8 protein-coding genes are annotated in these 11,993 nt (G+C 72.3%); 6 read left to right on the top strand and 2 right to left on the bottom strand.

Annotated features, from left to right (window positions below; translation table 11 throughout):
* Positions 1-6 precede the first annotated feature (6 nt).
* Together mmsA and ACSYGO_RS18895 are read left to right on the top strand one after the other, a co-directional pair.
* Positions 7-1,509: a CoA-acylating methylmalonate-semialdehyde dehydrogenase gene (gene mmsA, locus ACSYGO_RS18900; RefSeq protein ID WP_460387119.1), complete on the top strand. Its 1,503-nt coding sequence runs from the start codon at positions 7-9 to the stop codon at positions 1,507-1,509.
* Positions 1,510-2,046: 537 nt separating this feature from the next.
* Positions 2,047-3,456 carry an APC family permease gene (locus ACSYGO_RS18895; protein WP_432172086.1) on the top strand — a complete coding sequence of 470 codons (1,410 nt, stop codon included), beginning with the start codon at positions 2,047-2,049 and terminating at the stop codon, positions 3,454-3,456.
* 40 nt (positions 3,457-3,496) lie between these two features.
* On the opposite strand, the gene ACSYGO_RS18890 is transcribed toward ACSYGO_RS18895, so the two are convergent.
* Positions 3,497-3,907, bottom strand: coding sequence for a GNAT family N-acetyltransferase (locus ACSYGO_RS18890; RefSeq protein WP_460387118.1), 411 nt, complete (start codon positions 3,905-3,907; stop codon positions 3,497-3,499).
* Between the two features lie 116 nt (positions 3,908-4,023).
* Here ACSYGO_RS18890 and ACSYGO_RS18885 point away from each other — a divergent pair, with 116 nt between their 5' ends.
* The 4 genes from ACSYGO_RS18885 to ACSYGO_RS18870 all read left to right on the top strand — a co-directional run bounded on the left by ACSYGO_RS18885 (position 4,024) and on the right by ACSYGO_RS18870 (position 11,394).
* Positions 4,024-6,708, top strand: a complete 2,685-nt coding sequence (locus tag ACSYGO_RS18885; protein ID WP_460387117.1) for an alpha/beta fold hydrolase — start codon at positions 4,024-4,026, stop codon at positions 6,706-6,708.
* Complete coding sequence (locus tag ACSYGO_RS18880) at positions 6,705-7,568, top strand: ABC transporter permease (protein ID WP_426681129.1); 864 nt, start codon at positions 6,705-6,707, stop codon at positions 7,566-7,568. Before ACSYGO_RS18885 ends, ACSYGO_RS18880 begins: the two co-directional genes overlap by 4 nt.
* A 151-nt stretch (positions 7,569-7,719) precedes the next feature.
* Positions 7,720-9,288, top strand: a complete 1,569-nt coding sequence (locus tag ACSYGO_RS18875; RefSeq protein ID WP_460387116.1) for a vWA domain-containing protein — start codon at positions 7,720-7,722, stop codon at positions 9,286-9,288.
* A gap of 186 nt (positions 9,289-9,474) precedes the next feature.
* The gene (locus tag ACSYGO_RS18870; RefSeq protein WP_460387115.1) at positions 9,475-11,394 is read left to right on the top strand and encodes an AMP-dependent synthetase/ligase; all 1,920 of its coding nucleotides are present in this window, start codon (positions 9,475-9,477) and stop codon (positions 11,392-11,394) included.
* 95 nt (positions 11,395-11,489) lie between these two features.
* On the opposite strand, the gene ACSYGO_RS18865 is transcribed toward ACSYGO_RS18870, so the two are convergent.
* Positions 11,490-11,900: a rodlin gene (locus ACSYGO_RS18865; protein WP_426681132.1), complete on the bottom strand. Its 411-nt coding sequence runs from the start codon at positions 11,898-11,900 to the stop codon at positions 11,490-11,492.
* Positions 11,901-11,993: the final 93 nt, after the last annotated feature.

The following is an 11,993-nucleotide window of genomic DNA, read 5'->3' as shown; positions in this document are numbered from 1 at the left end:
TTGGCCATGACGAAGACCGTCAACCACTGGATCGGTGGCAAGACCGTCGAAGGTGCGTCGGGTACGTACGGGCCGGTCACCGACCCGGCGACCGGCGCCGTGACCACGCAGGTCGCCTTCGCGACCGTCGACGAGGTGGACGCCGCGGTCGCCGCCGCGAAGGACGCGTACGCGACCTGGGGCCAGTCCTCGCTGGCCAGGCGGAGCACGATCCTGTTCAAGTTCCGGGCGCTGCTCGACGCCCACCGCGACGAGATCGCCGAGCTGATCACCGCCGAGCACGGCAAGGTGCACTCGGACGCGCTCGGCGAGGTCGCCCGCGGCCTGGAGATCGTCGACCTGGCGTGCGGGATCACCGTGCAGCTGAAGGGCGAGCTGTCGACCGAGGTGGCTTCCCGGGTCGACGTGTCGTCGATCCGCCAGCCGCTCGGCGTCGTCGCGGGCATCACGCCGTTCAACTTCCCGGCCATGGTGCCCATGTGGATGTTCCCGATCGCCATCGCGTGCGGCAACACCTTCGTGCTCAAGCCGTCCGAGAAGGACCCGTCGGCGTCGATGAAGGTCGCCGAGCTGCTGGCCGAGGCCGGTCTGCCGGACGGCGTCTTCAACGTCGTGCACGGCGACAAGGTGGCCGTCGACCGCCTGCTGGAGCACCCGGACGTCGCCGCCGTCTCCTTCGTGGGCTCGACCCCGATCGCCCGCTACATCCACACCACGGCCTCGGCGAACGGCAAGCGCGTCCAGGCCCTGGGCGGTGCCAAGAACCACATGCTGGTCCTCCCGGACGCGGACCTGGACGCCGCGGCGGACGCCGCCGTGTCGGCCGCCTACGGCTCGGCCGGTGAGCGCTGCATGGCCATCTCGGCCGTGGTGGCCGTCGGCTCGGTCGGCGACGAGCTCGTCGCGAAGATCCGCGAGCGCGCCGAGAAGATCAAGATCGGTCCGGGCAACGACCCGACCTCCGAGATGGGCCCGCTGATCACGGCCGCGCACCGCGACAAGGTCGCGTCGTACGTGGCCGGCGCGGCGGCCCAGGGCTCCGAGGTCGTCCTGGACGGCACCGGCTACACCGTCGAGGGCTACGAGGACGGCCACTGGATCGGCCTCTCGCTGCTCGACAAGGTGCCCACGTCGGCGGACGCGTACAAGGACGAGATCTTCGGCCCCGTCCTGTGCGTGCTGCGCGTCGACACCTACGAGGAGGGTGTCGCCCTCATCAACGCGTCGCCGTTCGGCAACGGCACCGCGATCTTCACCCGGGACGGCGGCGCCGCCCGCCGCTTCCAGCTGGAGATCGAGGCGGGCATGGTCGGCGTGAACGTGCCGATCCCGGTGCCCGTGGGCTACCACTCCTTCGGTGGCTGGAAGGACTCCCTCTTCGGGGACCACCACATCTACGGCAACGACGGCACGCACTTCTACACCCGCGGCAAGGTCGTCACCACCCGCTGGCCGGACCCGTCCGAGGCGCCGGCCGGCGTCGACCTGGGCTTCCCGCGCAACCACTGAGACAGCCCCTCCGTGCCCCGGAACCGCGAGCCGGTTCCGGGGCACCGGTGCGTCCGGCGCCGTTCGTCCCGCGAGCCTGTCCGTGTTCCTTCCGGCCGGCCGGCTCCCCCTTCTTCTTGTGCGGCCGCTTCTTCATGCGCGGCCGCAGTTCCTCCGCGGGAGCCGGGGGCCTACCGCTCGGTAGTCGTCCCGACCGCCGAGAAATCCAGGTGAATTTACGCGGCGGCGCTGCGGTTCCCGTGTGCGGGTGATGAAACGGGTGGCGTAAGTATTTCGCTCACTAAGCCTTTGAAAGCAAGGTCACAGTCCGCTGAGTCTTGATGATTGCCATATAGAGGCGCACTTACCTAGGAAAGCGATGTGACATGGGTCGCTCCGCTAGTGCGGATTCCGAAGGTAAACGGCCATTGACGCAACGGTTTCCGTCAAGGTTCCATCAACGTCGGGAGCGGACGAAATGACGTACGACGCGAGCCGCCGGAGGCGATATCGCTCCCGCCCGAATCACCTGACGCACGAGTCGATCGGAACCGCTTCATGACCGACACGCTCCGCCCTGTCGAGACCGCAGTCCTGGACGCCGCCCCCTCGGCGCCGGACAGCCCTCGAAAGCTCAAGCGCTCCATCGGCGTCGTCGGCGGCACCCTGCTGACGCTCTCCTGCGTGACACCCGCCTCCACGCTCTTCGTGGTCGTGCCCGACCTGTTCGGCTCGCTCGGCACCGCCACCGCCCTCACGATCGCCATCGGCTCCCTCCTCTGCATAGCCGTGGCGTTCTGCTACTCGGAGCTGGGCACCCTCATCCCCAGCGCCGGCGGCGAGTACGCGATGGTCTCGACGATGGCCGGACGCCTCGCGGGCTGGCTGGTCTTCGTGCTCTCCCTGCTGGTCGTCATGATCGTGCCGCCGGTGATCGCGATGGGCACGGCCGACTACCTCGCGCCGATCGTGCACCTCGACCCCGCCATGACCGGCGCCGGCGTGATGCTCCTCGCCACCCTCGCGGGCCTGCTCGACCTGCGGGCCAACGCCTGGATCACCGGCATCTTCCTGGTTCTCGAAGTCATCGCGGCGGCCGTCGTGGCGGTCCTCGGCTTCGCCCACAGCGAGCGCGGCCCGGGCAGCCTGGTCTCGATGCAGGTCGCGGGCTCCGGAGGCCACACGGACACCGTCACGGCCATGCTGGTCGTCTCCGGACTCGCCATCGCCCTCTTCGTCACCCAGGGCTTCTCCACCGCCGTCTACCTCTCCGAGGAGCTGGAGAACCCGCGCCGCAACGTCGCCCGCACGGTCCTGGCCACCCTCGCCATCTCCACCGTGATCATCCTGGTCCCGGTCGTCGCCATCACCATGGGCGCCTCGGACCTCTCCGCCCTCACCGGCGGCGACATCAGCAGCATGGTCACCGCGTGGTCGAACTCCGCCGTCGGCACCTTCGTCAGCCTGTGCGTCGCCCTCGCGATCATCAACGCGGGCATCGTCATGGTCATCCAGAACTCGCGGGTCCTGTTCGCCTCGGCCCGTGACAAGGCCTGGCCCGAGCCCGTCAACAAGGGCCTGTCACGCCTCGGCCGCTTCGGTTCCCCCTGGGTCGCCACGCTCCTCGTGGGCGTCCCCGGAGCGCTCCTGTGCTTCGTCAACCTGGACACGCTCTACGGCGTGACCGGCGTCTCCGTGACGGCCATGTACCTGCTCGTCGCCGTCGCCGCCCTGCTCGCCCGCCGCGGACAGCACCGCCACACGCAGGCCTGGCGGATGCCGCTGTGGCCCGCGATGCCCGTCCTGCTCATCGCGGTCCTCGCCTACATCCTCAGCCAGCAGGAGACCTCCTACCTGCTGTGGACCGGCGGCATCACGGCCGTCGCCACCCTGTACTGGGCCTTCTACCTGCGGCCGCGCCGCGAGACCCGCTGGCTGGTGTCCATCCCGGAGGACGCGCAGGCCTAGGGGGGCTTCGTTCGGATCAGCCCGGGTCGAACGAAACCCCCTAGGCGAAGTCCCAGGTCACCACCGTGCACGACCCGTCGTCCTTGCCACCCGCGCTGCGGTAGGTGGCAAGGGCGACGTCGTTCCCGGTGTCGACGCCGACCCACATGCCGTAGCAGCCGCGCTCCCGGGCCAGCGCGGCGAGTGCCCGCACCAGCGCGCTCCCGGTGCCGCGCCGCCGGAACGGTCCGGCGACCGCCAGCTCGTACAGGAACATCTCGGTGCCCTTGTCGGGGTGGACCGTCTCCACACCGCTGACGAACCCGACGGGACCGCCGTCCTCGTACGCCAGGAACAGGTGGTGGCCCTGGGTCTCCAGGAAACGCCGGGCCCATTCGGGACGCACGGGGTGGTCGAAGAGGTACTCGGCGGGGGTCAGTTCCCCGACCGTGGTGGCGCGGCGCATCTCCATGGGCCGTTCGTACCACGGACGCGGTACGCCGGTACCCGCCCGTACTCCTGTGGGAGGGGCCGGGGTTCAGCCCGGTGGCTGCATCCGTCGCCGGTCCCCGCCCGTACCGTTGGAGCATGGATCTTCGACTGCCCCGACCGCGCGGGCCGCGCCGGGGCCCGCTCCCCGGTCGGACGTGGCCGGGCACCCGGGGGAGGTTCGCCGCCGCGGCCGCCGCCCTCGCCGTGCTCGCCGGCGCCGGCACCTGGACGGCCGTCGCCTCGGACGACGCGCCTCCCGTGCACCGCGCCGACCGCGTCATGGCTATGAGCGGCGGTGTGCGCGTCGACACCTCGTACTTCACCGCGGGCCCGCCCTCGCACCGCCGCCCCGCCGTGCTCCTCGCGCACGGCTTCGGCGGCAGCAAGGCCGACGTCCGGGACGAGGCGGAGCGGCTGGCCCGCGACGGATACGCGGTGCTGACCTGGTCGGCACGCGGCTTCGGCCGCTCCACCGGCACGATCGGGCTGAACGACCCCGACGCCGAGGTCGCCGACGTGTCCCGGCTGATCGACTGGCTCGCGCGGCGGCCCGAGGTCCGGCTCGACGCGGACGGCGACCCGCGCGTCGGCGTCACCGGCGCCTCGTACGGCGGCGCGGTCTCGCTGCTCGCCGCCGCGTACGACCGGCGGGTCGACGCGATCGCCCCGGCCGTCACGTACTGGAACCTGGCCGACGCCCTCTTCCCGAACGGCGTGTTCAAGAAGCTCTGGGCCGGTGTCTTCGTCAACACCGGTGGCGGCTGCGACCGCTTCCAGCCCCGGCTGTGCGCCATGTACAACCGCGTCGCCGAGTCCGGCAAGCCCGACGAGGCCGCCACCCGGATGCTCCAGGAGCGCAGCCCCTCCGCCGTCGGCGACCGCATCAAGGTGCCCACGCTCGTCGTCCAGGGCCAGTCCGACTCGCTGTTCCCGCTCGGCCAGGCCGACGCGACGGCCCGCGCGATCCGGGCGAACGGAGCACCCGTGGACGTCGACTGGATCTCCGGCGGCCACGACGGCGGCGACATGGAGACCGGCCGCGTCGAGTCCCGGGTCGCCGCCTGGTTCGACCGCTACCTGAAGGACGACGAGGGCGCCGACACCGGCCCCGCCTTCCGCGTCACCCGCACCGGCGGCATCGACTCCACCGACGGGGCCGCACAGCTGCGCGGCGCGAGCGCGAACACGTATCCCGGCCTGACCGACGGACGGCGCACCGTCCCGCTGAGCGGCCGCGAGCAGCGCTTCGACAACCCCGCCGGCGGCGGCCCGCCCGCCATCTCGGCGCTGCCGGGCCTCGGCGGCTCGGGCGGCCTCGCCCAGCTGTCCTCCCTCGGCGTCGGGGTCTCCCTCGACTTCCCCGACCAGTACGCGCACTTCGATTCCCCGGTGCTCCGCGACGACCTGCGGATCACCGGCACCCCCACGGCGACGGTGCACGTCACGTCGAGCGCCGACGACGCGGTCCTGTTCGCGAAGGTCTACGACGTCGGGCCGGGCGGCCGGCAGCAGGTGCTGCCCTCCCAGCTCGTCACACCGCTGCGCGTCGAGGGCGCCAGGACCGGCAAGGACGTCACGGTCACCCTGCCCGCCGTCGACCACGAAGTGCAGAAGGGCCACCGGCTGCGCCTCGTCCTCGCCTCGACCGACCTCGGCTACGCCTCACCGTCCGCCCCGGCCACGTACACCGTGTCCCTGAAGGGCGACCTCACGGTCCCCACGGCGCCCGGCGTGGAGACCGCCGCCGCGCCGCTGCCCTCCTGGGTGTGGTGGCTGCCGCTCGCCGGAGCGCTGGCCGCGCTCGCCCTGCTGCTCACCGCCCGCCGCCGCACGGCGCCGGCCGCACCCGACCCGGACCTCGCCGAAGTCCCGCTCCAGATCACCGGCCTGAGCAAGCGGTACGCCGGGTCCGCCGACCGGTACGCGGTACGGGACCTGTCGTTCCGCGTGGAGAAGGGCCAGGTCCTCGGCCTGCTCGGACCGAACGGCGCGGGCAAGACGACCACCCTGCGTATGCTCATGGGCCTCATCGGGCCGGACGACGGCGAGATCCGCGTCTTCGGGCACGCGATCCGGCCGGGCGCGCCGGTCCTCTCCCGGGTCGGGGCGTTCGTCGAGGGCGCGGGCTTCCTCCCGCACCTGTCCGGCCGCGAGAACCTGGAGCTGTACTGGCGGGCGACGGGCCGCCCGCCCGAGGACGCCCACCTGGAGGAGGCCCTGGAGATCGCGGGCCTCGGCGACGCGCTGGCCCGCGCCGTCCGCACCTACTCCCAGGGCATGCGTCAGCGCCTCGCCATCGCCCAGGCGATGCTCGGCCTGCCCGATCTCCTCATCCTCGACGAACCGACCAACGGACTGGACCCGCCGCAGATCCGCGAGATGCGCGAGGTCATGATCCGCTACGCCGCCGCGGGCCGCACGGTCATCGTCTCCAGCCACCTCCTCGCCGAGGTCGAGCAGTCCTGCACGCACCTCGTGGTCATGGACCGCGGCCGACTGGTCCAGGCCGGCCCGGTGAGCGAGATCGTCGGCTCCGGCGACACCCTGCTCGTCGGCACCGGTTCGCCCGTGGACGAGCCCGTCGTCGAGAAGGTCGGCGCGTTGCCCGGCGTGGCGTCGGCCGTCGCCACCGAAGGCGGACTGCTGGTCCGGCTCGCCCCCGGGGGCAGCGCCGAGCGCCTGGTCGTCGAACTCGTACGGCTCGAAGTGCCGGTGGCGTCGATGGGCCCGCACCGCCGTCTGGAAGACGCGTTCCTCACCCTGATCGGAGGCTCCGCATGAGCACGCTCGTCGAGCGCGGCGAGACGGCCGACGGGTACCGCGCCCGGCGCACCCTGCCGCTGCGCGTCGAACTGATCCGGCAGCTGAAGCGGCGCCGCACCCTCGTGATGGGGGCGATCCTCGCGGCGCTGCCCTTCGTCCTGGTCGTGGCGTTCGCGATCGGCGGCGACCCGGGCTCGCGCAACGGCCAGGTCACCCTCATGGACACGGCCACCGCGTCCGGCGCCAACTTCGCCGCGGTGAACCTGTTCGTGTCCGCGGGCTTCCTCCTGGTGATCCCGGTCGCCCTGTTCTGCGGGGACACCATCGCCTCCGAGGCGAGCTGGTCGTCGCTGCGCTATCTGCTGGCCGCGCCCGTGCCCCGGGCCCGGCTGCTGTGGTCCAAACTCGTCGTCGCCCTCGGCCTCAGCCTCGCCGCGATGATCCTGCTGCCGGTCGTCGCGATCGCGGTGGGCACCGCCGCCTACGGCTGGGGACCGCTGGAGATCCCCACCGGAGGCGCGCTCCCCGCGGGCACCGCGACCCAGCGGCTCCTCGTGGTGATCGCGTACGTCTTCGTGTCCCAACTCGTCACCGCGGGCCTCGCGTTCTGGCTGTCCACCAAGACGGACGCCCCGCTCGGCGCGGTCGGCGGCGCGGTCGGCCTGACGATCGTGGGGAACGTCCTGGACGCCGTCACCGCCCTCGGCCACTGGCGCGACTTCCTTCCCGCGCACTGGCAGTTCGCGTGGGCCGACGCCGTCCAGCCGACCCCGGAGTGGAGCGGCATGATCCAGGGCACGGCGATTTCCATAACGTACGCGCTCGTGCTGTTCGCGCTGGCCTTCCGCGGTTTCCGGCGCAAGGACGTCGTGTCCTAGGTCTCCGGAGGATCACCCACCGGTCTCGAAGGCCCCCCGTCGTGGCCGCTTCGAGATCCATCCGCAACACCCCGGAGCGCACGTCCGGGCCCCCTCGGCCGTCACAGTCACAGACGTCGGCCCACACACGGCCGCTCACCGAGGGGGCAGCATGGGGACGCACCTGACACGGATACGCACACGGGACGCGGGAGGCCGCCGGCTGCGCGGCACCCTGCTCGCGCTGACGGCCGCGGGCGCCGTCCTGCTGACGGGATGCAGCGCGAGCGACGGCGGCAACTCGGCGGACCACGCCGACAAGTCCGGGGGGCGCACCCTCCCGCTGCCCGCCCCCGACCGGCCCACGGGCGACGCCCAGGGCGCGCAGGAGGGCGAACAGACCGGGGCGCCCGACCGGGAGATCGCACCGTCCCCCGACTACCTCTCCACCTTCGCCCTGGACGTCGACACCGCCTCCTACGGCTACGCCCGCCGCACCCTCGCGGGCGGCAGGGTCCCGGACCCGTCCACCGTCCGGCCCGAGGAATTCGTCAACAGCTTCCGCCAGGACTACCGGCGCCCCGACGGCAACGGCTTCACCGTCACCGTCGACGGCGCCCGCACCGACGACGAGCGCTGGTCACTCGTCCGCGTCGGGCTCGCCACCCGCGCCGCCGAGGACGAGCGGGAACGGCCGCCCGCCGCCCTCACCTTCGTCATCGACATCTCCGGTTCCATGGCCGAGCCCGGCCGCCTCGACCTGGCCAAGGACTCCCTCGACGTGATGACGGACCGGCTGCGCGACGACGACTCCGTCGCCCTGGTCACCTTCAGCGACAAGGCGGAGACCGTCCTGCCGATGACCCGGCTCGGCGACCGCCGGGGCCGTGTCCACGACGCGATCGGCAGCCTGGAGCCGACGGACTCGACCAACCTCGGCGCCGGCGTGGACAGGGGCTACGAGACGGCGGTCGAGGGACTGCGCGAGGGCGCCACCAACCGGGTCGTGCTCATCTCGGACGCCCTCGCCAACACCGGTGACACGGACGCCGACAGCATCCTGGAGCGCATCTCCGACGCCCGCCGCGAGCACGGCGTCACCCTGTTCGGCGTCGGGGTCGGCAGCGACTACGGCGACGCCCTCATGGAGCGCCTCGCCGACAAGGGCGACGGGCACACGGTGTACGTCTCGGACCGCGACGAAGCCCGTACCGTCTTCTGCGACCAGCTCCCGCGGAACATCGACCTGACGGCCCGCGACGCCAAGGCGCAGGTCGCCTTCGACCCGCAGACGGTCGAGCAGTTCCGGCTCATCGGCTACGACAACCGCGCGGTGGCCGACGAGGACTTCCGCGACGACCGGGTCGACGGCGGCGAGGTCGGCCCCGGCCACACGGTCACCGCGCTCTACGCCGTCCGCACCCGCCCCGGCGCCTCGGGCCACCTCGCCACCGCGAGCGTCCGCTGGCAGGACCCCGACACCCGCGCCCCGCACGAGGAGTCCGGACTGCTGGAGGCCGGTTCCCTCGACGGCGACCTGTGGACGGCCGACCGCTCCCTCCAAGTCGCCGCCGTGGCGGCCTACTTCGCCGACGGTCTGCGCGCGGGCGACGCCCTGCCCGGCGCGCTTCCGCTCGGTGAACTCGCCACCCGCGCCGACAGGCTCGCCGACGACTCCGAGGACCCGGCGGTACGCGGGCTGGCGACCGCTCTCGAGCAGGCGAACCGGCTGAAGGGCTGAGCGGAGGAGTCCCCTGGAGGGCTGAACGGGGCGCCCCCTGGAGGGCCGGACGGCGGGCGTCCGCCGCCGTCCGGCCGGCCCGGCCCGGTTCATCGACCGTGCGCAACCCATTGAATTTCCGTTACGCCTGAGTAAGTTGACTCCAGAGTAAGTACCCCGAGCAAGTCCCCCCGACCGGGAGCCGTCATGGGCGTACGCAAGGATCTGAAACGGGCGAGGCGGCGCGCCGACCTGGCGGACCGCAGCAGGGTGGAGCTCGTCCGGGACGAGAACGGCACGGTCCGCGAGGCGCGCGCCGCACGTCTCGCCCCGGCCCCCACCACCGGCAGCACCGCCGACCTGCCCTTCACCAACGCGGCCGAGGCCCCCCATGCGGTCGTCCTGCGCCGCGCGGAGCAGGGCGTGTGGCGGCCGGTGACCGCGGCCGCCTTCGCCCGCGAGGTCACCGATGCCGCCAAGGGCCTGATCGCGGCGGGCCTGGAGCCGGGCGGCCGCGTCGCGGTGATGTCCCGCACCCGCTACGAGTGGACGGTCCTCGACTTCGCCGTCTGGGCGGCCGGCGGACAGACCGTCCCCGTCTACGCGACCTCGTCGGCCGAGCAGGTGGAGTGGATCGTCCGGGACTCGGGCGCCCGGTTCGTCGTCGTCGAGACCGGCGAGAACGCGGACACCGTGGCCGGCGGCACGGCACGGCACCCCGAACCCCCGCGCGTGTGGCGGCTGGACGCGGACGCACTCGGTGAACTCGCCGCCCTGGGACGGGACATCGCCGACGAGGAGGTGGCCAAGCGGCGCGCCGCGCTGACCCCCGACACCGTCGCGACCGTCTGCTACACCTCCGGGACCACCGGACAGCCCAAGGGCTGCGTCCTCACCCACGCCAATCTGCACGCCGAGGCCGCCAACACGGTCGAGCTGCTGCACCCCGTCTTCAAGGAGGTCACCGGCCAGACGGCCTCGACCCTCCTCTTCCTGCCGCTCGCCCACATCCTGGGCCGCACCCTGCAGATCGCCTGCCTCATGGCGCGCATCGAACTGGGCCACTGCCCGAGCATCAAGCCGGACGAACTCCGGCCCGCGCTCCGGCAGTTCCGCCCGACCTTCCTCGTCGGCGTCCCGTACCTCTTCGAGAAGATCCACGACACCGGGCGGGCCACGGCCGAGAAGATCGGCCGGGGAGCCTCCTTCGACCGTGCCGACCGCATCGGCGTCCGTTTCGGCGAGGCCTACCTGAACAAGTTCCTGGGCGTGGGCAAGGGCCCCGGCCCCGGACTGTACGCCGCCTGGGCGCTGTACGACCTGCTCGTCTACCGCCGTATCCGCAAGGAACTGGGCGGCCGGGCCCGCTACGCCATCAGCGGCGGCTCCCCGCTCGACCGCAACCTCAACCTGTTCTTCTACGCGGCCGGAATCATCGTCTACGAGGGGTACGGCCTCACCGAGACGTCCGCGGCCGCCACCATCGTCCCGCCCCTGGAACCCCGCCCCGGGACCGTCGGCCTGCCGGTCCCGGGCACCGCCGTGCGCATCGCCGACGACGGCGAGGTCCTCATCAAGGGCGGCATCGTCTTCGGCTCCTACTGGAACAATCCGGCCGCCACCGACGCCGTCCTCACCGACGACTGGTTCGCCACCGGCGACCTCGGTGCCCTCGACGAGGACGGCTACCTCACCATCACCGGCCGCAAGAAGGACATCCTCGTCACCTCCGGCGGCAAGAACGTCTCGCCCGCCGTCCTGGAGGACCGGCTGCGCAGCCGTTCGCCCGTCGGCCAGTGCGTCGTCGTCGGCGACAACCGCCCGTACGTCGCGGCCCTGATCACCCTCGACGCCGAGTCCCTCGCCCACTGGCTCGCCGTGCGCGGACTGCCCGCGGACACCCCGCTGTCCGACGTCGTCGCGGACCCGCGGATGCGCGCCGACGTCCAGAAGGCCGTGGACTACGCCAACGCGGCGGTCTCCCGGGCCGAGTCGATCCGCCGCTTCGCCCTGGTGGCGGGCGAGTTCACCGAGGACAACGGTCTGCTCACCCCCTCGCTGAAGGTGAAGCGGCACGCGGTCACCACGGCGTACGCCGCGGACATCGAGGAGCTCTACCGGAGCTGAGCGGCCCCGTACCGGCACGGGGGAGCGGCCGGTCCCCGCACACGGGAACAGCGGGCCGCCCCGAGGGGCGACCCGCTGTCCGCGGTACCGGGAGGTCAGCTGTTGTTGGCGCCGTTGCCCGACAGGACCGGGATGTTGTCCAGGATGTGCGAGAGCGGCTCGTCGCCCTTGGCCTGGGTGGAGTTCTCGGTGCACTGCTGGTTCTGCGGGGCCGACAGGATCGGCACGTCCTGGACGGCGGTGACCGGGATCGCGCCGACGACGGAACCGACGTTGGCCTTGGCGGGCAGGCCCACACAGGGCTTGTTCAGCGAGCCCTGCACCAGCGAGAGCTGGGGGCTCAGGTCGCCGTTCGTGGCCTGGTTGCCATAGGCCTGCGTGGAGTCGGTGCCCTGGGTGGTGGTGACACCGTCGTCGTTCCCGATCGCCAGTGCCTGCGGCGCGGCGGCAGCCGAGACGCCGGCGAGAGAAGCGGCAATGGCCGCGGTCGCCCACAGCTTCTTCATGTTCGTTGCCCTTTCGGAGAGCGGACTCCGGTGCGGAGCCGCGCAATGATCAACTCTGGTGCGGGCCGTCCGGTTGCTGCGTGTGCCCCGAAC

It is taken from the genome of Streptomyces krungchingensis, assembly GCF_054729265.1.
This window is presented reverse-complemented; position numbering and strand designations above follow the sequence as displayed.

Excerpts from the sequence above, each read along its gene's own strand:
- mmsA (WP_460387119.1), top strand. The coding sequence starts at position 7 with ATGACGAAGACCGTCAACCACTGGATCGGTGGCAAGACCGTCGAAGGT.
- ACSYGO_RS18895 (WP_432172086.1), top strand. The coding sequence starts at position 2,047 with ATGACCGACACGCTCCGCCCTGTCGAGACCGCAGTCCTGGACGCCGCC.
- ACSYGO_RS18890 (WP_460387118.1), bottom strand. The coding sequence starts at position 3,907 with ATGGAGATGCGCCGCGCCACCACGGTCGGGGAACTGACCCCCGCCGAG.
- ACSYGO_RS18885 (WP_460387117.1), top strand. The coding sequence starts at position 4,024 with ATGGATCTTCGACTGCCCCGACCGCGCGGGCCGCGCCGGGGCCCGCTC.
- ACSYGO_RS18880 (WP_426681129.1), top strand. The coding sequence starts at position 6,705 with ATGAGCACGCTCGTCGAGCGCGGCGAGACGGCCGACGGGTACCGCGCC.
- ACSYGO_RS18875 (WP_460387116.1), top strand. The coding sequence starts at position 7,720 with ATGGGGACGCACCTGACACGGATACGCACACGGGACGCGGGAGGCCGC.
- ACSYGO_RS18870 (WP_460387115.1), top strand. The coding sequence starts at position 9,475 with ATGGGCGTACGCAAGGATCTGAAACGGGCGAGGCGGCGCGCCGACCTG.
- ACSYGO_RS18865 (WP_426681132.1), bottom strand. The coding sequence starts at position 11,900 with ATGAAGAAGCTGTGGGCGACCGCGGCCATTGCCGCTTCTCTCGCCGGC.